19 protein-coding genes are annotated in these 19,701 nt (G+C 74.0%); 13 read left to right on the top strand and 6 right to left on the bottom strand.

All coding sequences use genetic code 11. The features are described from left to right. Nucleotides 1-43 precede the first annotated feature (43 nt). Both BLT52_RS01970 and BLT52_RS01965 read left to right on the top strand, forming a co-directional pair. Entirely contained in the window at nucleotides 44-805 is a 762-nt protein-coding gene (locus BLT52_RS01970; protein ID WP_090590127.1) for an ABC transporter ATP-binding protein, read from the top strand. After that, nucleotides 787-2,379 carry a hypothetical protein gene (locus BLT52_RS01965; RefSeq protein WP_090590124.1) on the top strand — a complete coding sequence of 531 codons (1,593 nt, stop codon included), beginning with the start codon at nucleotides 787-789 and terminating at the stop codon, nucleotides 2,377-2,379. Before BLT52_RS01970 ends, BLT52_RS01965 begins: the two co-directional genes overlap by 19 nt. Before the next feature lie 260 nt (nucleotides 2,380-2,639). Here BLT52_RS01965 and BLT52_RS01960 read toward each other — a convergent pair whose 3' ends face one another. Continuing rightward, nucleotides 2,640-3,038 (bottom strand): ester cyclase, encoded by a 399-nt coding sequence (locus tag BLT52_RS01960; protein WP_090590123.1) that lies wholly within the window; start codon nucleotides 3,036-3,038, stop codon nucleotides 2,640-2,642. A gap of 325 nt (nucleotides 3,039-3,363) precedes the next feature. Between BLT52_RS01960 and BLT52_RS01955 the strand changes: the two genes are divergently transcribed. Together BLT52_RS01955 and BLT52_RS01950 are read left to right on the top strand one after the other, a co-directional pair. Beyond that, nucleotides 3,364-3,774 (top strand): ester cyclase, encoded by a 411-nt coding sequence (locus BLT52_RS01955; RefSeq protein WP_090590122.1) that lies wholly within the window; start codon nucleotides 3,364-3,366, stop codon nucleotides 3,772-3,774. A 146-nt stretch (nucleotides 3,775-3,920) separates the two neighbouring features. Beyond that, nucleotides 3,921-4,418, top strand: a complete 498-nt coding sequence (locus BLT52_RS01950; protein WP_090590119.1) for an ester cyclase — start codon at nucleotides 3,921-3,923, stop codon at nucleotides 4,416-4,418. Between the two features lie 442 nt (nucleotides 4,419-4,860). Here BLT52_RS01950 and BLT52_RS01945 read toward each other — a convergent pair whose 3' ends face one another. The 3 genes from BLT52_RS01945 to BLT52_RS01935 all read right to left on the bottom strand — a co-directional run bounded on the left by BLT52_RS01945 (nucleotide 4,861) and on the right by BLT52_RS01935 (nucleotide 8,202). Beyond that, the gene (locus tag BLT52_RS01945) at nucleotides 4,861-5,436 is read right to left on the bottom strand and encodes a TIGR03086 family metal-binding protein (protein ID WP_090590117.1); all 576 of its coding nucleotides are present in this window, start codon (nucleotides 5,434-5,436) and stop codon (nucleotides 4,861-4,863) included. Nucleotides 5,437-5,627: 191 nt separating this feature from the next. Beyond that, nucleotides 5,628-7,175 (bottom strand): ATP-dependent DNA ligase, encoded by a 1,548-nt coding sequence (locus tag BLT52_RS01940; protein WP_090590115.1) that lies wholly within the window; start codon nucleotides 7,173-7,175, stop codon nucleotides 5,628-5,630. A 19-nt stretch (nucleotides 7,176-7,194) separates the two neighbouring features. Continuing rightward, complete coding sequence (locus BLT52_RS01935; RefSeq protein WP_090590113.1) at nucleotides 7,195-8,202, bottom strand: DUF2330 domain-containing protein; 1,008 nt, start codon at nucleotides 8,200-8,202, stop codon at nucleotides 7,195-7,197. Nucleotides 8,203-8,478: 276 nt separating this feature from the next. On the opposite strand from BLT52_RS01935, the gene pdhA reads away from it, so the two are divergent. The 5 genes from pdhA (at nucleotide 8,479) to BLT52_RS01910 (ending at nucleotide 15,079) form a co-directional block, all read left to right on the top strand. Beyond that, a complete protein-coding gene (pdhA, locus tag BLT52_RS01930; protein WP_090590111.1) occupies nucleotides 8,479-9,615 on the top strand; it encodes a pyruvate dehydrogenase (acetyl-transferring) E1 component subunit alpha in 1,137 nt (378 codons plus the stop codon). Continuing rightward, the gene (locus BLT52_RS01925) at nucleotides 9,612-10,586 is read left to right on the top strand and encodes an alpha-ketoacid dehydrogenase subunit beta (protein WP_090590108.1); all 975 of its coding nucleotides are present in this window, start codon (nucleotides 9,612-9,614) and stop codon (nucleotides 10,584-10,586) included. Before pdhA ends, BLT52_RS01925 begins: the two co-directional genes overlap by 4 nt. A gap of 17 nt (nucleotides 10,587-10,603) precedes the next feature. Continuing rightward, nucleotides 10,604-12,271, top strand: a complete 1,668-nt coding sequence (locus BLT52_RS01920; protein WP_090590106.1) for a dihydrolipoamide acetyltransferase family protein — start codon at nucleotides 10,604-10,606, stop codon at nucleotides 12,269-12,271. A 131-nt stretch (nucleotides 12,272-12,402) separates the two neighbouring features. Then, on the top strand, nucleotides 12,403-13,902 hold the full coding sequence (locus BLT52_RS01915) for a pyridoxal phosphate-dependent decarboxylase family protein (protein WP_197679154.1): 1,500 nt from the start codon (nucleotides 12,403-12,405) through the stop codon (nucleotides 13,900-13,902). A gap of 52 nt (nucleotides 13,903-13,954) precedes the next feature. Beyond that, nucleotides 13,955-15,079 carry a baeRF11 domain-containing protein gene (locus BLT52_RS01910; RefSeq protein ID WP_157676920.1) on the top strand — a complete coding sequence of 375 codons (1,125 nt, stop codon included), beginning with the start codon at nucleotides 13,955-13,957 and terminating at the stop codon, nucleotides 15,077-15,079. A gap of 323 nt (nucleotides 15,080-15,402) precedes the next feature. Here the strand turns inward: BLT52_RS01910 and BLT52_RS01905 are convergent, their stop codons facing one another. Next, the gene (locus BLT52_RS01905; protein WP_090590102.1) at nucleotides 15,403-16,296 is read right to left on the bottom strand and encodes an SDR family oxidoreductase; all 894 of its coding nucleotides are present in this window, start codon (nucleotides 16,294-16,296) and stop codon (nucleotides 15,403-15,405) included. A gap of 85 nt (nucleotides 16,297-16,381) precedes the next feature. On the opposite strand from BLT52_RS01905, the gene BLT52_RS01900 reads away from it, so the two are divergent. Genes BLT52_RS01900 through BLT52_RS01890 form a run of 3 tightly spaced genes read left to right on the top strand, consistent with a single transcriptional unit; the run spans nucleotide 16,382 to nucleotide 18,493 of the window. Then, nucleotides 16,382-16,945, top strand: a complete 564-nt coding sequence (locus BLT52_RS01900) for a TetR/AcrR family transcriptional regulator (RefSeq protein ID WP_090590099.1) — start codon at nucleotides 16,382-16,384, stop codon at nucleotides 16,943-16,945. A gap of 60 nt (nucleotides 16,946-17,005) precedes the next feature. Beyond that, nucleotides 17,006-17,635, top strand: a complete 630-nt coding sequence (locus BLT52_RS01895) for an aminodeoxychorismate/anthranilate synthase component II (protein WP_090590098.1) — start codon at nucleotides 17,006-17,008, stop codon at nucleotides 17,633-17,635. A gap of 36 nt (nucleotides 17,636-17,671) precedes the next feature. After that, nucleotides 17,672-18,493, top strand: a complete 822-nt coding sequence (locus BLT52_RS01890; RefSeq protein WP_090596187.1) for an oxygenase MpaB family protein — start codon at nucleotides 17,672-17,674, stop codon at nucleotides 18,491-18,493. A gap of 4 nt (nucleotides 18,494-18,497) precedes the next feature. On the opposite strand, the gene BLT52_RS01885 is transcribed toward BLT52_RS01890, so the two are convergent. Next, complete coding sequence (locus tag BLT52_RS01885; RefSeq protein ID WP_231946451.1) at nucleotides 18,498-19,223, bottom strand: DUF881 domain-containing protein; 726 nt, start codon at nucleotides 19,221-19,223, stop codon at nucleotides 18,498-18,500. Between the two features lie 150 nt (nucleotides 19,224-19,373). Here BLT52_RS01885 and BLT52_RS01880 point away from each other — a divergent pair, with 150 nt between their 5' ends. Continuing rightward, nucleotides 19,374-19,646 carry a cell division protein CrgA gene (locus BLT52_RS01880; RefSeq protein WP_090590094.1) on the top strand — a complete coding sequence of 91 codons (273 nt, stop codon included), beginning with the start codon at nucleotides 19,374-19,376 and terminating at the stop codon, nucleotides 19,644-19,646. Nucleotides 19,647-19,701: the final 55 nt, after the last annotated feature.

Raw genomic sequence — 19,701 nt, 5'->3', positions numbered from 1 at the left:
CCTGTCACCGCCCCGGCGCGCCATCCGCTGGTTGACTGACGACGTGACCGACACCGCGCTCTCCCTGCAGGGCCTGCACAAGTCCTTCGGGGCAAAACAGGCCGTCAGCGACCTCACCCTCGACGTCCGCGCCGGCTCCATGTTCGGCCTGGTCGGACCCAACGGGGCGGGCAAGACCACGACGCTCTCGATGGCCACCGGGCTGCTGCGTCCCGACGCGGGGCGGGCCTTCGTGCTCGGCTCCGACGTCTGGGCCGACCCGGCCGCGGCCAAGGCGCGGATGGGGGTGCTGCCCGACGGCGTCCGGCTCTTCGACCGGCTCAGCGGTCGGGAGCTGCTGCGCTACGTCGGGCTGCTCCGCTCGGTCGACCCGGGGCTGCTCGAGACCCGCAGCGCCGAGCTGCTGGAGGCCCTCGGGCTCACCGAGGACGCCGACAACCTGGTGGTCGACTACTCCGCCGGCATGACCAAGAAGATCGGGCTGGCCTGCGCCCTGGTGCACGCGCCGCGGCTGCTGCTGCTGGACGAGCCGCTGGAGGCCGTCGACCCGGTCTCGGGGGAGGCGATCCGCTCGATCCTGCGCAGCTACGTCGCCGGTGGTGGCACCGTCGTGCTCTCCAGCCACGTGATGGAGCTGGTGGAGAGCATGTGCGACACCGTGGCGGTGGTGGCCCAGGGACGCGTGCTGGCCCTGGGCAGCCTGGACGAGGTCCGGGCCGGGGAGTCGCTGCAGCGCCGCTTCATCTCCCTCGTCGGCGGCAAGGAGCTGGACCAGGAGGCACTGACGTGGTTGCGGTCCTCGTAAGGCTCAAGCTGGCGCTGCTGCGCAACGCGCTGACCCGCAGCATCTGGAAGGTGCTCGGGCTGGTGTTCGGCGGGTTGTACGCGCTGGGCGTCATCGCCGCCGCCTACGCCGGCTTCGTGGCCCTGCGCATCAACGACGACCCGATCCTCACCGGCGGTCTCACCGTGCTCGTCTTCTCCCTGGTCACGCTGGGGTGGGTGGCGTTCTCGGTGCTGATCTCCGGCATCGACGACACCCTCAGCCCGAGCCGGTTCGCCCTGCTCCCGCTGAGCGCCCGCCGGCTCCAGCCCGGCCTCTTCGTCGCCGGGCTGCTCGGGATCCCCGGGGTGGCCACCACGGTGGTCGCACTCGGTCTGGTGGTGGCCTGGAGCGGCTCGCTGGTCACCGCGCTGGGGGCGCTGGTGGCCGTCCCGCTCGGGGTGGCGACCTGCTTCCTGCTGTCCCGCCTGGCCACCGCCGGCCTCGCCGAGCTGCTCGGCACCCGCCGCTTCCGCGACATCGCCGTGGTGCTGCTGGCCCTGTCCGGGGCCGGGATCGGCATCGGGGCCAACGTGGTGACCGGCTCGATGGGCACCGACCCGACCGCCTGGTTCGGCGCGCTGGAGCGGATCACCGACGTCCTGGCCTGGACCCCGCTGGGGTGGGCCTGGGCGCTGCCGGCCTCGCTCGCCGAGGGCGCCTGGCTGGCCGCCGCCGCCCGGCTGCTGCTGGCCGTCGGTCTGGTGGTCCTCACCTGGTGGGGCTGGGGCCGGTTCCTCGAGGTGCGGCTGACCAGCCCGCTGGAGAGCCGCAGCGGCTCGGGGAAGGTGCGGTCCGGGGGTGCGCTGGACCGGTTCTTCGGGGCCACCCCGCGGGGTGCGGTGGCCGCGCGCTCGCTGCGCTACTGGCGTCGCGACCCACGGCACCTGGCCAACCTGGCCGCGCTGATCGTGCTGCCGGTGCTGATCGTGGTCACCCAGTTCGCCCAGGAGGAGCCCAACCAGCTGCTGGTGGTGTTCTCCCCGCTGCTGATGGCGCTGCTGCTGGGCTCGGTCATCTCGATGGAGCTGGCCTACGACGGCTCGGCCGTGGCGCTGCACGTCCACACCGGGCTCGCCGGCCGCGACGACCGGCTCGGGCGGCTGATGGCGGCGGGCGTGCTCATCGTCCCGGCGCTGGTGGTCATCTCGGTGGCCTGCGTGGCGATCGCGGGCCGCTGGGACCTGCTGGTGGCCACCCTGGCCATGACGCTGGGGGTCGCGGTGATCATCGGCGGGGTGGCGAGCTGGATCAGCGTCTTCTGGCCCGGGCACGCCCCGCCGCCGGGGGCCAACCCCTTCGGCAAGGGGTCCAGCGGTGGGCTGGAGGCCATGGTCTCCTTCGGTGTGGTCACCGGCGCCTCCCTGGTGGCCTCGCTGCCGGTGCTGGCGGCCGGGATCGGCTCGCTGTGGCTGGGCTGGCTGCAGTGGGTGGCCCTCGGGCTGGCCCTGGTGCTGGGCGCCCTGGCCAGCTGGGTCGGTGTGGTGCTCGGCGGCCGCGCCCTGGACCGTCGCTGGCCCGAGGTGCTCCGCAGCGTCACCGCCCTCGACGCCTGACCGACGTCCGTGACGGCGGCTGCCGCTCGGCCGTCGGCAGCGCGCCCCGCTGGTGGGCAGCGACACGCCTCGACCGGTACGTGTCGGCCGTCGAGCCGTCGGCGGCGATGCGCGCTCGACGTCCTCTCACGGCAGCCCGGGCGCTGCAGCGGTACGCCGAGGACCGCCCCACCTGCTGACGACGAGGACAGGTGGGGCGGTCGGCTGTGGGCCCGCGCGCAACGGCGGAGGTAGCGTGCTGGGGATGTGTCCCTCGCTCCTCAGGCGCCCAGCTGGCTCTGGACGGCCCGGGTGTCGAGGAGGTACCACATGTCCTCGAAACGTCCGTCGCGGAAGTGGTAGAACGCGTACTCGGTGAACTCGACAGCCTTGCCGGTCGGCTGGAGACCCAGCCACTCGGTGACCGGGGTCCCGGTGTCGGTGAGACGCGCCGCGACGCGGTCACCCTCGATGACGAGGTCGTCGAGCCGCCACACGAAGTCCTCCACCGCCGCCAGGTGCCCCTGGATCGCAGCGACGTAGTCGTCGCGCGAGACCGGCTCGCCGTTGAAGGTCAGCTGGTCGTGGGCGAACTCGTGCATCCGGTCGAGCTCGCGGTTGTTGATGGCCTCGATGTAGCGGTGGTAGACCTCGTGCAGGTGGACCTGGGTGTCACTCACGTGTCCGTCTCCTTCTCCGTCCTCGGCGGGGTGCCGGGCTCCGTGCCCCACCGGACACCCTGTGGTCGGGACACGGTCAAGACGTCATCACCGACGAGCTCGTGCGCAGCAGCACCCGGGCGGCCCGTGTGCTCCGACCTCGGGCGAGCCCGCTGTCGTCCTGCTGGGCCGCTGCCCGAGCCGCAGGTCGAGCACTTGACCTTGTTCCAGGAACCGGGTGTCGACTGACACCACCTCCGACCAGGAGGCGGGGCACGGCCCCGACCACACATGGCTCGAGCACGACCGCGCTGTCGCGTGGAGGCTCGGCCGGAAGGACGTACCGATGAGCAACGCAGACGTGCTGGCGCACTACCTCGACTGCCTCAACAACCGACACCTCGACGACCTCGACCAGGACGTCCACGAGACGCTGGAGGTCAACTTCGTGGACACGGCGCTGACCGACTACCAGGGCGTCATCGCGTCGAACATCGCCGCCGTCCCCGACTTCCACTGGGGCGTCAGGGACATGCTCGAGGACGGCGACACCATCGCCGTGCGCTTCGTCGACACCGGCACACCGATCACGAGCTGGTTCGGCCTGGAGGCGACGGGCCGGTCGTTCACGATGCAGGAGACCGCGTTCTACCACTTCCGCGACGGCAAGCTGGCCTCGGTGCAGTTCCTCCTCGACCTCGACGCCGTCCGCAACGACCTCGCCGGCACCGCCGACAACCCGGCCACCGGACGCTGATCACGCCGACCAGCTCTCGTGCGAGGTCGAGCACAGGGACCTCGCACGCCCCCTGCGGCGACGCGAACGACGTGGCGCGCTCGAGCCGACGCCGTCCGCGAAGCACGTCAGTCAGCGACCACCACACGACGGATCGAGGACCACCCGTGTTCGACAACACCACCGAAGACTTCATCCAGCCCGACGACGCCGCCCTCACAGCTCGCGGACGCGCGCTGATCATGATCGGCCGAGACGGCATCGCCGGCGGGGACCAGCAGGCACTCGAGGCGTACTTCCACCCCACCTTCCGCTTCCACGGCCCGGGCGGTGGGGAGGTGACGCGTGAGGACCTGTGGGCCTTCTTCGCCGGCTACCGCAGCGCCCTCGAGGACTTCACGGTCGAGCGGCGCGCCGTCATCGACCAGGGAGGCGAGTACATGTCGGCTCGCACCAGCTTCTCGGGTGTCTTCACCCGCCCGTTGGAGCTGGCGCCGATGGGCACCCTCCAGCCGACGGGCGAACCCTTCGACTTCGACGTCATCAACATCTTCCGGGTGGATGCTGAGGACCGACTGGTGGAGGAGTGGGCGCTGTACGACACCTTGCTGGTGATGGCCAAGCTCGGTGTGGACGTGGGCTCCGCCGCCGGCAGCGGAAGCTGAGCCTCGCTCCTGCGGAGGCTCGTGGCTGGACGCAGCCCGTCATCTCCCGCCAGACCGAGCGACGACGGCTGGCGGAGCCGGCAGCTCGGGGTGTACCCCGCCGTGTCGTCGAGGCGACCACGAGCGGCGAGTCGCCCCGTCAGGGGCGCCGATAGCCATGCGGCGCCCTCCAGGCCACCCCCGGGTGGGGGCCGGAGCGACGACGGGTGGCGACTGGCCATGACTGGTCGTCTCCGTGCTGAGCGAGGCGACTACTGGCGGCGAGTCGCCCCGTCGGTGGGTGGAAGGGGCCGGGGCGACGACGGGGTGCGAGTGGCCGTGACTGGTCGTCTCCGTGCTGATCGAGGCGACCACTGGCGGCCAGTCGCCCCGTCGGTGGGTGGGAGGTGTCGGGAGGGTGGCCTCGGGCGGTGAGTCGCCGCGGCGCCCGGGGAGGCGGAGGTCAGGGGCGCCAGGCGGGGTCGCGGCCGGCGAGACCGAGCGTGCGGTCCAGCAGGGGCGCGTCGGGCGAGATCTCGAGCACGGGGCCGAAGAGACCCTGCCGCGCGGACGGGTGGTCCGGGGTGGCCGCGCACATGGCGTGCGCGGCGCCGACCGCCTCGGCGTCCGGGGAGTAGGCCAGCCCGGTGGCCACCGCGAGGTCCCAGCCGTGCAGGACCAGTTCGTCGGCTGCGACCACCAGCGCCTGCTCGGCCGGGAAGCCGAGCCCACCGGCCCAGGTCGCGCCCTCCGTGGCGCCGGGGGTCTGCCAGGCCGCAGCGAGGTCGGTCAGCGCCGCCGGCAGGCTGGTCCGCCAGTCGTCAGGGAGCCGGACGGCCGTCGGGTCCGGGGGTGTCCGCGTGGTGGGCCCGTCCACCTTGCGCGCGGCGTCGGCGAAGGCGATCGACAGCCCGTGCAGGTGGGCCAGCAAGCCAGCGACGTCGTAGCCCGGGCAGGGGGTGGGTGAGGAGAGGGCGTCCTCGGGCACCGCGGCCACCAGCCGGGTGATCTCCGTCGTCTGCGCCGTCAGGTCGAGCATGGTGCCTCCTGGTCGTGGGATACACGGTTCGACCCCGGCGCGAGCCCCAGCTCATCGCGGTACCGGGGGCTCCTCCCTGCAGACGTGCACGCCGTGAGCCGGCGACATCGCGACACGCCGCACCACGCCGGTCGAGACCGGGACGACATACAGCCGGTCAGGGCGCGGTGGAACGGTGAGGGAGGGGACGGTCAGCCGGCGGCCAGGCGCCGGACCGCGTCGATGGTGTCGGCCTCGTCGGCGGTCTTGTCCTCGCGGTAGCGCAGCACCCGGGCGAACCGCAGGGCCAGCCCGCCGGGGTAGCGGGTGGAGCGCTGCAGCCCGTCGAAGGCGATCTCCACCACCTGCTCCGGCCGCAGCGGCACCACCCAGTCCCCACGCTCGACCACCCACGGGCTGTCGGGCCACTCCAGCGACCGGAAGCGCTCGGTCTGCCAGGCCAGCATCTCGTCGGTCATGCCCTTGAAGGTCTTGCCCAGCATCACGAAGCCGTCGCCCTCGCGGGCGCCCAGGTGGATGTTCGAGAGCAGCCCGCTCCGCCGCCCGCTGCCGTGCTCGACGGCCAGCACCACCAGGTCGAGGGTGTGGCGCGGCTTGACCTTGATCCAGCCCTTCCCGCGCCGTCCCGCCTCCCACGGCCCGGCGGGGTCCTTGACCACCACCCCCTCGTGACCGGCGGTCAGCGCCTCGGCGGCGAAGGCCAGCGCGGCGTCCCTGTCGGCGGTGCTGAGTCGCGGCACCACCAGGTCCCCGGCCACCTCGGCCAGCTCGGCCGCGCGCTCGGCGGCGGGGGCGTCCAGCAGGTCGCGGCCGTCACGGTGCAGGACGTCGAAGAACCAGCACCCCAGCCCGCTCCCGGAGGCGGCGGTGTCGCTGCGCTGGTGCCGTGCGGCCAGGGAGGCGCTGTCCTGGAAGGCGACCGCGCGCCCGGCCTCGTCGACGGCCAGCGCCTCCCCGTCCAGGACCAGGCGCTCGGCCGGCAGCGCCCGCACCGTGGCCACCACCTCCGGCATGCGCTCGGTGATGTCGTCCAGGCTCCGGCTCCACACCCGGACGTCCTGGCCGTCACGGTGCACCTGGATCCGGATGCCGTCGAGCTTGGCGTCGACCAGCCACGGCGGGGCCAGCGCGTCCAGCGCCTCGCCCACCTCGGGGGCGGACGAGGCGAGCATGGGTCGCACCGGACGCATCAGCTCCAGCCGGAAGGCCTCCAGCGCGGACGCCCCGCCCTCGCGCGCGGCCACCGCCACCGCCGACGCCGTCCCGCCCAGCATGGCCGCCCGCCTCACCAGCGCCAGCGGCAGCTCCGAGGCCGCGGCCACGGCGTCCAGCACCACCCCGTCCAGCGCCCCCTGGCGCAGCTCACCGGTCAGCAGCCGACGCAGGAACACCTGCTCCTCGGCCGTGGCCCGGCCCATCAGGTCGTGCAGGAGAGTGCGCCGCCGCTGCTGGGAGCCGGTCCCGGACTCGCCCTCCAGGGCGTCCAGGACGGCGTCCACCTCGACCACGGTGAGCGTGGACGTCGTCGCCGGCTCCGGCAGGTCGGTCAGCGACCGCCAGCCGACACCGGTGCGGCGCTGCCGCAGGGAGCCGCTCAACCAGTCGGTGAGCAGACCCACCTCGTCCGCACCGGCCCGCACCAGCAGCGCGGCGATGGCCTCCCGCTTGGCCGTGCGGGCCCGGGTCGCGCCCACGCGGGCGCTGGTGGCGACGACCTCGCCGAGGGTGAGCTGCTCCATGGGTGCCTCCTGGGGAGGATCATGCCGTCCGGCGCAGCGACACCAGCCCGAGGGTCAGCAGCGCGAGGTGGGCCAGCAGCAGGACGCCGGCGACGCCGACGAGGGTGACCCAGCTGCGGTCCTCGACCACCACCCGCACCTGGCGGTAGGGGACGTCGCCGGCCGGGTCGACGGTGAACAGCACGTCCCCGTCGATGCTGCGGGGGTTCAGCGAGTCGTCGAAGGCGGTCAGCACCGGTTCACCGGGCAGCGAGCCGAGGACGTCCATCGCCGCGGGCGGAGGACCGGCGTAGCGGACCCGCAACGCGTCCGACCCCTCCACCTCGGCCACCACCCGGTGCTCGGCCAGCACGTAGAGACGGACGGCCTGGCTCCGGGTGGCGGTGGCCCCCAGCCGCATCGGGTAGACCGCGTGGTCGGTGGCGAAGGTGGCCACCAGCGGCTGGCTCGGACCGTCGGGCACGGCGTCGAGGACCAGCCGGACGGCCAGCACCCGCCACCCCTCCTCCAGGTAGACGCCGAGCCCGGCCAGCACCTCCTCACGGACCCGGAACCCGTTCTGCTCCAGCCAGGTGCCGACGGCCCCGGGCTCCCCGGACAGCTCGGCGACGTCGTAGTCGCCGATCTGCTGGCGGCGCGTCACGTCCACCCCGGGGGCTCCACCCGGGGCGCCGTCCCCCGGCCCGCCCATGAGCACCGGCAGGTAGCGGTACTCGGTGCGCACCTCGGGCCGGGTGTGCTTGTCGAGGACGGTGAACAGGTCGTCCGGGGCCAGCGACAGCTCCGCGGTGGCGGGCACCGGCAGCAGGAAGGCCAGCTCCTCCCCGTCGCCCTCCAGTCCCATGCTGATCGCGGTGGTCTGGCGGGTGCCGTCGAAGACGATGGCCGCCTGCTCCCCGTCCGCGCTGAGCCGGTGGCCGTCGGCCGGTTCGACCGCCCCGCAGGCGCACGCGCGGGCGTCCGGGGCGACCACCCACCAGCCGAGCAGGACGGCGAGGGCCAGCAGCAGGCGGAGGGCGGGACGCATGCGGGAACGGTACGGCGGCGCGGGGGCACCGGGTGCCGCTCCGGCCCGACCCGGCTCACGGCCCGACCCGGCGCCGGCCCGACCCGGCTCCGGACGGCCCTCGCCACCGACGGCCCCGACCGCCCCGGCGGCGGATGCTCGGGCGTCCTGGCTTTCTGGCCAGTGCCCGACGGCGGGGCTATGGTCGGCTGAGTCGGCGATGCAGCCACCCTGCGCCGACGTGGCACGCGAGCCGGCACACCCACCGGAGTGCCCACCCCGGCGAAAGGACTGTCGTTGAGCCCCACACCCGCCGACGAGACCGATCTCGTCCAGCTGCTCACCCCCGAGGGCGAGCGCGTCGAGCACCCGGACTACGCCTTCACCGGGGACGACGAGGAGGTCGCCGGCTACCTGCGCGACATGGTCCTCGGCCGCCGGATCGACACCGAGGCCACCGCGCTGCAGCGCCAGGGCGAGCTGGGTCTGTGGGCCTCGCTGCTCGGCCAGGAGGCCGCCCAGGTCGGGTCGGCCCGGGCGCTGGGGCCCAACGACGTCGTCTTCCCCACCTACCGCGAGCACGCCGTCGGGTTCTGCATGGGCGTGGACCCCATCGACCTGCTCGGTCTCTTCCGCGGGGTGGACATGGGCGGCTGGGACGCCGAGGCCACCCGCTTCCGGATCTACACCCTGGTGATCGGTGCGCAGACGCTGCACGCCACCGGGTACGCGATGGGCCTGGAGCGCGACGGCCTGGTCGGCAACGGCACCCCCGAGCAGGACGCCGCCGTGGTGGCCTACTTCGGCGACGGGGCCACCAGCCAGGGCGACGTCAACGAGGCCTTCGTCTTCGCCAGCTCCTACAACGCCCCGGTCGTCTTCTTCTGCCAGAACAACCAGTGGGCGATCTCGGAGCCGATGACCCGGCAGTCCCGGATCCCGCTGTACCGGCGGGCCAGCGGGTTCGGCTTCCCCGGCGTCCGGGTCGACGGCAACGACGTGCTGGCGGTCAAGGCCGTCACCGACGCCGCCCTGGAGCGGGCCCGCAACGGCGGCGGTCCCACCCTGGTCGAGGCCTACACCTACCGGATGGGTGCCCACACCACCTCCGACGACCCGAGCAAGTACCGGCTGGCCGACGAGCTGGAGAAGTGGCGGCTGCGGGACCCGATCGAGCGGGTCCGGGCGCTGCTGCGGACGTCGGGCTCGGTGGGGGAGCAGTTCTACACCGACCTGGCCGCCGAGGCCGACGACCTGGCCGCGGACCTGCGCCGGCGCTGCCTCGAGCTCACCGCGCCCGGGCTGGACGGCATGTTCGAGCACGTCCACGCCGAGCAGACCGAGTACCTCGCCGCCCAGCAGCAGGCCTACCGCGAGTACGCCGACAGCTTCCAGATGGAACCCGTGGCCGCCGACGGAGGGGGAGCGCGATGACCCGGATGACGCTGGGCAAGGCCCTCAACGCCGGTCTGCGCCGCGCGCTGGAGGCCGACCCGAAGGTGCTGCTGGCCGGTGAGGACATCGGCAAGCTCGGCGGGGTCTTCCGGATCACCGAGGGTCTGCAGAAGGACTTCGGCGAGCACCGGGTGATCGACTCCCCGCTGGCGGAGTCCGGCATCGTGGGGACGGCCGTCGGGCTGGCCATGCGCGGGTACCGACCGGTGGTGGAGATCCAGTTCGACGGGTTCGTCTTCCCCGCCTACGACCAGATCGTCACCCAGATCGCCAAGCTCCGGTTCCGCACCGCCGGCCGGCAGAAGCTGCCGATCGTGATCCGGATCCCCTTCGGCGGCGGCATCGGGGCGGTGGAGCACCACAGCGAGTCCCCCGAGGCCTACTTCGCCCACACCCCGGGGCTCAAGGTCGTCACCTGCTCCAACCCGACCGACGCCTACTGGATGATCCAGCAGTCGATCGCCTCCGACGACCCGATCATCTTCCTGGAGCCGAAGCGCCGCTACCACGACAAGGCCGAGGTGGACGAGACGGCGACGCCGGTCCCGCTGCACCAGGCCGCCGTGGTCCGCGAGGGCACCGACCTGACGCTGATCGCCTACGGTCCGATGGTCCGCACCTGCCTGGACGCCGCCACCGCCGCCGCGGAGGAGGGGCTGGACCTGGAGGTGATCGACCTGCGGACGCTCTCCCCGATCGACACCGCCACGGTGGTGGCCTCGGTGCAGCGGACCGGTCGCGCGGTCGTGGTGCACGAGGCCCAGCAGAACCTGGGCATCGGTGCGGAGATCTCGGCCCGGATCACCGAGCACTGCTTCTACTCCCTGGAGGCGCCCGTGCTCCGGGTCACCGGCTACGACATGCCGTACCCGCCCAGCCGGATGGAGGACATGTACCTGCCCGACCTGGACCGTGTCCTCGACGGAGTCGACCGCGCCCTGGCGCACTGAGACGGGAGCACGCAGCGATGCAGTACTTCAACCTGCCCGACCCCGGTGAGGGACTGGTCGAGGCCGAGCTGGTCACCTGGCGGGTGGCCGTCGGGGACGAGGTCGCGGTCAACGACGTGGTGGTCGAGATCGAGACCAGCAAGTCCCTGGTCGAGCTCCCGAGCCCGTTCAGCGGCCGGGTGGCCCAGCTGCTGGTCGAGGAGGGCACGACGGTCGACGTCGGGACCCCGATCATCGCCATCGACGACGGCACCGACGACGCGGCCGAGGACGAGGACGCCGCGGCCGCCCCGAACCTGGTCGGCTACGGGGTGAAGGCGGCCGGCACCACCCGTCGCCCGCGTCGGGGCGCCGGCGCCGCACCGTCGGCGGGGGCCGGCGACGGCGCGCCGCCCGGGTCCGGGGCCGGGGGTGCCGACGAGGCCGCCGGTGCGTCGGCAGGCACCGGCGCCGAGCAGGGGGGCAGCCCGGCCGGGACGCCGTCCGCGCCGGCAGCTGCGCCGTCCGACCAGACGGTGCGGCAGGTGCAGGCGCAGCTGAACGACTCCTTCGACCCCGGTCACCCGGTCTCGCGCCCCGCCGGTGCGGTGGCGCCGCTGGAGCCCACTCCGGCCCAGCCCGCGGGCGACCCGCTGCCCGGCCCGGGACGCGGTCCGTCCGAGCCCGCCGAGGAGCGCGGCCCGGTGCTGACCAGGCCGCCGACCAGGCTGCTGGCCAAGCAGCTCGGGGTCGACCTGCGCCGTCTGGCCGGGACCGGGGACGGCGGGATCATCACCCGCGCCGACGTCGAGGCCGCCGCGGCGACCTCGGCCCTCGCCGGTGCCGCGGCCCCGGCGGCCCCGGCGGCCGGGGTCGGCACCCCCGCCGCCAGCCCGTCGACGGCGGGCATCGGTGACGAGGACGGCGTCCTGCCCGACCCGGCCGTCAGCTCCGACGGCCGGTGGAGCGACCCGGGTGCTCCCCGGGCGGACGACGACGAGCGCATCCCGGTCCGCGGGGTCCGCAAGATCACCGCCGAGGCGATGGTCAGCTCGGCCTTCACCGCCCCCCACGTCACCGAGTGGATCGAGGTCGACGTCACCGCCTCGATGGAGCTGCTGGAGCGGCTCCGCTCCCGCCGCGACCTGGCCGAGGTCCGGCTGACCCCGCTGGTGCTGGTCGCAGCCGCGGTCTGCCGGGCGCTGGAGCGGACACCGGAGCTGAACTCGCGCTGGGTCGAGGTCGAGGGCGGGGCGGAGATCGTCCGCTCCCGCGAGGTGAACCTCGGCATCGCCGCCGCCACCCCGCGCGGCCTGGTGGTGCCCAACGTCAAGGGTGCCCAGCGGATGCGGCTGCGGGAGCTGGCCGAGGCGCTGGCCGAGCTGGTCGCGGTGGCCAAGCAGGGACGCACCCAGCCGGCGGCCCTCTCCGGTGGCACCTTCACCGTCACCAACGTGGGCGTCTTCGGCATCGACGGCGGCACCCCGATCATCAACCCCGGCCAGGCCGGCATCCTGTGCCTGGGGGCGATCAACCGCCGCCCCTGGGTGGTCGGCGAGGGCGTGGAGGAGCGCATCGAGCCGCGCTGGGTGACCACGCTGTCGGTCTCCTTCGACCACCGGGTGGCCGACGGTGCCGAGGGCTCCCGGTTCCTCGCCGACGTCGCCCTCGCGCTCGCCGACCCGGCGATGGGCGCCCTGCTGTAGCCCCGTCGGCCCCGGCGGCCCCGGCGGCCCCGGTGGCCCCGGCGTCCCCGGTGCGACGTCTGGCCGGGTAGTCCCGGCCGGACGTCGGACCAGGAGGGCGCTGGGGCCGAGGGCAGGACTAGGTTGCTGCGGTGAGTGAGCAGCAGCGGGCGCCGCACCTGAGCGCGGAGCAGTTCCGGGCCCAGGCGCACCAGGTCGTGGACTGGATCGCGGACTACTGGGAGTCGGTGGGGGAGCGTCCGGTGCTCTCCCAGGTCGAGCCGGGAGCCGTGGCAGCGGCCGTCGACGGGACGATCCCGGACCAGCCGGAGTCCCTCGACGCGGTGCTGGCCGACGTCGACCAGCACCTGGTCCCGGGTCTCACGCACTGGCAGCACCCACGGTTCTTCGCCTACTTCCCGGCCAACTCCTCACCGGCGGGCGTCCTCGGCGACCTGCTCAGCAGCGGCATCGGCGCCCAGGGGATGCTCTGGGCGACCAGCCCGGCGGTCACCGAGCTCGAGCAGGTGGTGCTCGACCAGCTGGCCCGCGCCCTCGGCCTCTCCGACGCCTTCTGCCACCTCCGCGACGACGGCAGCCCCGGTGCCGGTGGCGGCGTCATCCAGGACACCGCCTCCACCGCCACCTTCACCGCCCTGCTGGCCGCCCTGCACCGGGCCACCGGCGGCCGGGCCCGGACCGAGGGCGTCGAGCAGGGGCGCTACACCGTCTACGCCTCCACCCAGGCCCACTCCTCGCTGCAGAAGGCGGCGATGATGAGCGGGCTGGGGGAGCGGGCGGTCCGTCTGGTCGACGTCGACCCCTGGACCCAGCAGCTCGACGTCGACCGGCTCCGCGAGGCGATCGAGGCCGACGTCGCGGCCGGCCGCGTGCCGGTGATGGTGCAGGCCTGCGTCGGCACCACCGGCACCGGTGCCGTCGACCCGGTGGCAGCCATCGGCGAGGTCACCCGGCGCCACGGCGTCTGGCTGCACGTGGACGCCGCCTGGGCCGGTGTAGCCGCGCTCTGCCCCGAGCACGCCTGGGTCAACGAGGGGGTCGCCGAGCTGGCCGACTCCTACGTCACCAACCCGCACAAGTGGTTGCTCACCACCTTCGACTGCAGCACCTTCTGGGTGCGGGACCGCAGCGCCCTGGTCGGGGCCCTGTCGATCCTGCCGGAGTACCTGCGCAACCCCGCCACCGAGTCCGGCGCGGTGGTGGACTACCGCGACTGGCACCCCCAGCTCGGCCGCCGCTTCCGCGCGCTCAAGCTGTGGACGGTGCTGCGCAGCTACGGGCTGTCCGGGCTCCGGGCCCACCTGCGCGCCGGCATCGCCCAGGCGGCCCGGGTGGCCGAGCTGGTGGACGCCGACCCCCGCCTGGAGCTGGCCGCGCCGCCCGTGCTCGGGCTGGTCAGCTTCCGGCTGGCGTCCTCGGACGGGCTGGGGGCCGGACGGGCCGACCAGCTCACCCGGGAGGTGATGGACCGGGTCAACGCCTCCGGCGCGGCCTACCTCAGCCACGGCCAGGTGGCGGGGCGGCCGTTCGTGCGCTGGGCCTGCGGGGGCTGGCGCACCGGTGCCGAGGACGTCGAGCAGACCTGGGCCGAGCTCGACCGCACCCTCACCGAGCTCCTGCCCACGCGCTGAACCGGGCACCCCCCACCCTGGGTCGGGCGGCCCCGGCCGGTAACCTGCACAGATGTTGACCGTCGACCCGTTGACCCCCGAAGACATCAACCAGCTGCTGGACGCACGTGATCCGGCGAGCGTCACCATCTACCTCGAGTCGTCCCCCGTGCCCGCCCAGCAGGAGGGCGCCCGGATCGCCCTGCGCAACGCGGCCGGCGAGGCGGAGAAGGAGCTCGTGGCGGGCGGTTGCGCCCCCAAGGAGGCCGCCGCGGTGGTCGCCCCGGTGCGCGAGCTGTCCGAGCAGCTCTCCTTCTGGGAGCACCAGGGCGCCTCGATCGCCCTCTTCGCCGCCGCCGGCGAGCTGCGCTCCTTCCGGATGGCCAGCCGGCTCCGCCCGCACGTGGCCACCGGTGACCGCTTCGACGTCGGTGCCCTGCTGCGCGCGGTGACGTTCCGCAACGGCGCGCACCTGCTCGCCGTCGCCGCCCACGACGTCAAGCTGTACGAGCTGACCGCCGACCGTCGCGCCGAGGAGGTCCACCTCGACCTCGACCTGGACGAGCTGAGCGCCACCCTGGCCGTCACCGACAACCACGGCCAGGCCGACATGCGCGCCGCCCCCAGCGACCGCACCCAGCGGGAGCGCTTCGCCGGACTGGTGCAGCGGGCCGTGCTGCCGACCGTGCGCCGCACCGGGCTGCCCCTGGTGATCACCGGGGCCCCCGACCTGGTCGCGGCCTACCGCACCGTCAACGAGTACGACCAGCTCCTCGAGGACGGTCTGGACGTCCACCCCTCCTCCCTCGAGGTGGACGACGTGGACGCCCGCACCCGCGAGGTGCTGGACACCCACTACAGCCACGAGCTGGCCGGGTGGCGCGAGCTCTTCGGCACCCGTCGCAGCGCCGGCCGGGCCACCACCGACCTCACCGAGGTGGCCAAGGCCGCCACGATGGGCGCGGTGGAGGAGCTGTGGTTCGACATGGACGTCGCCCAGGAGGGCCGGCTGGCCGAGGACGGCGAGCCCGAGCTCGTCGACGAGGGCGGACCGGACACCTACAACGTGGTCGACGAGATCGCCGCCCGCGTGCTCCGCGCCGGCGGCACCGTCCGCGCCGTGCGTGAGAAGGACCTGCTGGACGACTCCCCGGTCGCGGCCGTGCTCCGGTTCCCGAAGGAGTCCGCCGGCCTCTGAGCCGCGCGGCACCGACGTCCCCGGGCCACGAGCCGGCCCCGGGACGTCGGCCGCTGGGAGCGGTCGGGGAGAGAGGGAGAGGACCCGCTCGCCGGGGCCGGGACCGGTGCCGTGACGTGCACCCGGGACGTCCAGAGCCCGCCCCTGCAGGTCCGGGCGTCATCTCCGAGCTCGGGGAGAGGCTCAGTGCGCAGTCCTGTCGGTGCCGCCCGGGTCCGCGGCGGTGCCGTCGCCGAGACCGCTGGTGCCGTCGGTGGTCATGTCGTCCCCGGGCAGGTGACGATCTGGACCATCGTCACCACGGCCGGCACCTGACCCGGCGTTCACAGGGCGGCTGTGTAGTGACCCGCCTCCAGGTCCTCCAGCAGGCTCGGACCGGACGGCTCCCAGCCCAGACGCTCGCGGGTGCGGTGGCTGGAGACCGGCAGGTCGGCGGCGAAGAAGGCTCCGACCCAGCCGAAGTGCTCCGCGGCCCGCTCCGGCGGGATGGACCCGACGGGTACGCCCAGGCCGCGGCCGATGGCCTCCGCGATGGCCCGGGTCGGCACCCCCTCCTCGGCGACCGCGTGCACCGCCGTACCGGCCGAGTCGCTCTCCACGACCAGCCGCACCAGTCGAGCCGCGTCGGAGCGGTGCACCGCTGACCAGCGGTTGTCGCCGTCTCCGACGTACGCCGAGAGGGCGCGCTCCCGGGCGACCTGGGCGAGGGTGGCGACGAAGCCGTGGTCGCCGGCGCCGTGCACCGTGGGCGCGAACCGCACGGCCACCGGCCGTACGCCGCGGTCGGCGAAGGAGGCCGCCGCCACGGCGGTGGTGCCGCGCGGGTGGACGGCCGGGTCCGGCGAGTCGTCCTCGGTGGCGAGCCGCCCGACCGCCAGTCCGAGGACGCCCGAGGCGAACACGAGCGGTCGCCCGCTGCCCTCCAGGGCAGTGCCCATGGAGTCGATCGCCGCGCGGTCGAGGTCGACCGCCTCGGCGACCTTCGAGAAGTCGTGGCTGTAGCCGAGGTGGACCACGCCGTCGGAACCGGCCGCGGCCTCGGCCAGTCCGGCGGTGTCGTCGAGGCCGCCCCTGCGCACGTCGGCGCCGAGGGCGGCGACCCGCGCCGCGGCCTGGTCGGAGCGGGCCAGCCCGACGACGTGGTGGCCGGCCCGCAGGAGCTCCGGGACGACGGCTGAGCCGATGAAGCCCGAGGCTCCGGTGACGAAGATGCGCATGAGGTGTCCCTCCGTAGTGATGTCACTTGATGACATCACCGTAGCACCCGCCATGTCGCACTGTGACATCAACTATCATCGCGCCATGAGCCGCTGGGAGCCGGACTCCGCCGAACGACTTCGTGCGGCGGCCCTCGAGATCTACCTCGAGCAGGGCTACGAGCAGACGACGGTCGCCCAGATCGCCGACCGGGCAGGGGTCACGGCGCGCACGTTCTTCCGCCACTTCGCCGACAAGCGCGAGGTGCTGTTCCTCGGGTCCGAGCTCCTCGAGCAGGAGATGACCGCAGCGTTGGCCGCCGCCCCCGCGAGCGCCCGGCCGATCGAGGCGGTGGCGGTCGCCCTGGACGCCGCGGCGGAGTTCCTGGGCTCGGGGCTCGCGCACTCCCGGCGTCGGCAGTCGGTGATCGCCGCCAACGCCGAGCTCCGCGAGCGCGAGCTGATCAAGATGGCGCGGCTGGTGGACTCCCTGGCCCAGGTCCTGCGGCAGCGCGGCAGTGCCGAGCCCGAGGCCCGACTGGTCGCGGAGGTGGGCATCGCGGTCCTGCGGACCGGCTTCGAGCAGTGGGTGGGCGGGCCGGACGACGGCGACCTGGCCGGCGTGCTTCGGGAGTCCCTGGCCCGGCTGGGCGCTCTGGTCGAGCGGTAGCGACGGGCCCTCGGACGTCCGCGACGTGGACCGCTGGGACCGGTGGGGGACAATCGAGCCATGAGCCGGATCCTCGTCGTCGACAACTACGACTCCTTCGTCTACAACCTGGTGCACTACCTGGCCCAGATCGGGGCCGAGGTCGAGGTCTGGCGCAACGACGACCCGCGCTTCGCCGAGCCGGGCTGGGCCGACGGCTACGACGGGGTGCTGCTCTCCCCGGGCCCCGGCACCCCCGAGGCGGCCGGTGTCTGCGTCGACGTGGTCCGCACCCACGGCGGACGGCTCCCCATCTTCGGGGTCTGCCTGGGGCTGCAGTCCATCGCGGTGGCCTACGGCGGGGTGGTCGGCCGGGCCGCGGAGCTGCTGCACGGCAAGACCTCCCCGGTGCTGCACGAGGGGGAGGGTGTGCTGACCGGTCTGCCCAGCCCCTTCACCGCCACCCGCTACCACTCGCTGGCCATCGAGCCGGTCTCGCTGCCCGAGGTCCTCCAGGTCACCGCCCGCACCGAGACCGGCGTCATCATGGCCGTGCGGCACCGCGAGCTGGCGGTCGAGGCGGTGCAGTTCCACCCCGAGTCCGTGCTGACCGAGGGCGGCTACCAGATGCTGGCCAACTGGCTGGCGGTCTGCGGTGACGTCGAGGCGCCCGCCCGGGCCGCCGACCTCAGCCCCCTGATGGCGGTCTGACCCGACGTGCCAGGTCTGCAGTCGCGGCTCGGTCTGATGATCCGCGCGCGGGTCGCCGGCGAGGACGCCCAGACGCGTGCCCGTCGCATCTGGGACACCCCGGGCGAGCGCTGGTTCACCCCCGAGGACCCGGTCTGGCGCGTCCACTCCGACGCGTCGATGTTCCCCGGCGGCGTGGCCGCGCTGCTGCTGCAGTCCCTGCACCCGCTGGCCATGGCCGGGGTCGCCGGCCACAGCGGCTACCGCGGTGACCCGTGGGGACGTCTGCAGCGCACCAGCGACTACCTGGCCACCACCACCTTCGGGACGGTCGAGGACGCCGAGCGGATCATCGCCCGCGTCCGCGACGTGCACACCCGGGTCCGGGGCAAGGACGAGCGCGGTCGGCCCTACCGCGCCGACGACCCGGTGCTGCTGAGCTGGGTGCACGTCGCGGAGGTGGAGTCCTTCCTGGCCGCCCACCAGGCCTACGGGGCGGCGCGCCTGACCCCCGCCGAGGCGGACCGCTACGTGGCCCAGGCCGGGGTGGCCGCCCGGCTGCTCGGCGTGCCCGACCCGCCGACCACGGTCGTCGGCCTGGCCCAGCAGCTGGCCTCGTACCGGGCCGAGCTCGAGCCCTCGCCGGCCGCTCTGGACGCCGCCCGCTTCCTGCTCCGCGAGCCACCGCTGCCCCGCGTGGCCCGGCCCGGCTACGCCGCCATCGCCGCCGGTGGGGTGGCGCTGCTGCCCGACTGGGCGCGGGTGATGCTGGACGACGCGCTGCCCCCGGTCCCGGACCGGCTGGCCCGCCCGGCCCGGCAGGCACTGGGCCGGGCAGCCACGGCCACGGTGCGCTGGGCCATGGCCGGGGTCGACTGAGGGCTCAGCCCACGGCGCCGGTCCGGGCCCACCGCAGGGTGGTGACGCCGGTGAAGCCGGGCAGCTCCAGCCGGGTCTCGGCCCGCTGCTCGTAGCCCAGCCCGTAGGCGTCGACGTACTGGCGGTACACCCCGACGTACTCCGAGCCGGCCAGCGCGGCCTCCAGCGCCCCCGGCTCACCCACCGCGGAGATGACGTAGGGCGGGGCGTAGGGGATGCCGTGCAGCACCACGGTGTTCCCGACGCACTTGATGCCGGTGGTGGAGATGACCCGCTGGCCCTGGATCGTCATCGCCTCGGCGCCGCCCTGCCAGAGCACGTTCACCACCGCCTGGATGTCCTGCTGGTGCACGACCAGCAGGTCGCCGTCGACGCCGACGGGGTCGATGCTGGCCGGGGCGTCGGTGAGGGTGACGGTGACGCCGGGTCCGCCGACCGGGTCCAGGCCGACCTGCTGGCCCAGCCTCGCCGAGCGCTCGACGTCCTCACCGGTGCTCCCCGCCCCCGTGGCCATCTGGTCCACCTCGGCGCGCAGGTCGCTGACCCGGCCGGCGAGCTCGCTGCTGCGGGCGGCCTCGCTGCGGACCAGGTCCACCAGGTCGGTGTTGCGCCCGGGGCGCAGGTCGGTGCCGCGGGCGTTGATGGCCGAGACGGTGATCATCAGCCCGGCCACGAAGCAGACCGCCACGGTCAGCAGCCGACGTCGGGGAGTCGGTCGGTCGCGGCGCACCCGGTGCCTCACCCGCGCGCGGGCCCGTTGCCACCACCCCATGTCGCCCCCCCTCTCGCGCCGTCCGCCCGGGTGGGCGAGGTGCCAACCGCTGGTCCAGTGACTACGCTACCCAGGAACCCCGACCAGCTGGGGACACGAGGAGGACCGGTGCCCGAATCCAAGGTGCGCAAGAGCGTCACCAACCGCAGGCGACGTGAGCGCGGCTCCGCCGCGGCGCTGAAGTCCCCGACCAGCCGCCGCTGGGTGCCGCCGGTGTTCATCACCGTCGGTCTGCTGGGCGTGGCCTGGCTGGTGACCTACTACATCTCCAGCACCACCGGCTCCACCGTGCCGCTGCTGACCGACCTGGGCGACTGGAACATCTTGATCGGCATGGGCCTGATGGCCAGCTCGTTCGTGATCGCCACCCTCTGGCGCTGACGGCGACGCGCCCGGCCCGAGGACGACGACGGCCCCGACCCTCGCGGGGTCGGGG

This window comes from Auraticoccus monumenti (genome assembly GCF_900101785.1).
GTDB classification, from domain to species: Bacteria; Actinomycetota; Actinomycetes; order Propionibacteriales; family Propionibacteriaceae; genus Auraticoccus; species Auraticoccus monumenti.
The sequence above is the reverse complement of the archived record's forward strand: the minus strand, read 5'-3'. Positions and strand labels throughout refer to the sequence as shown.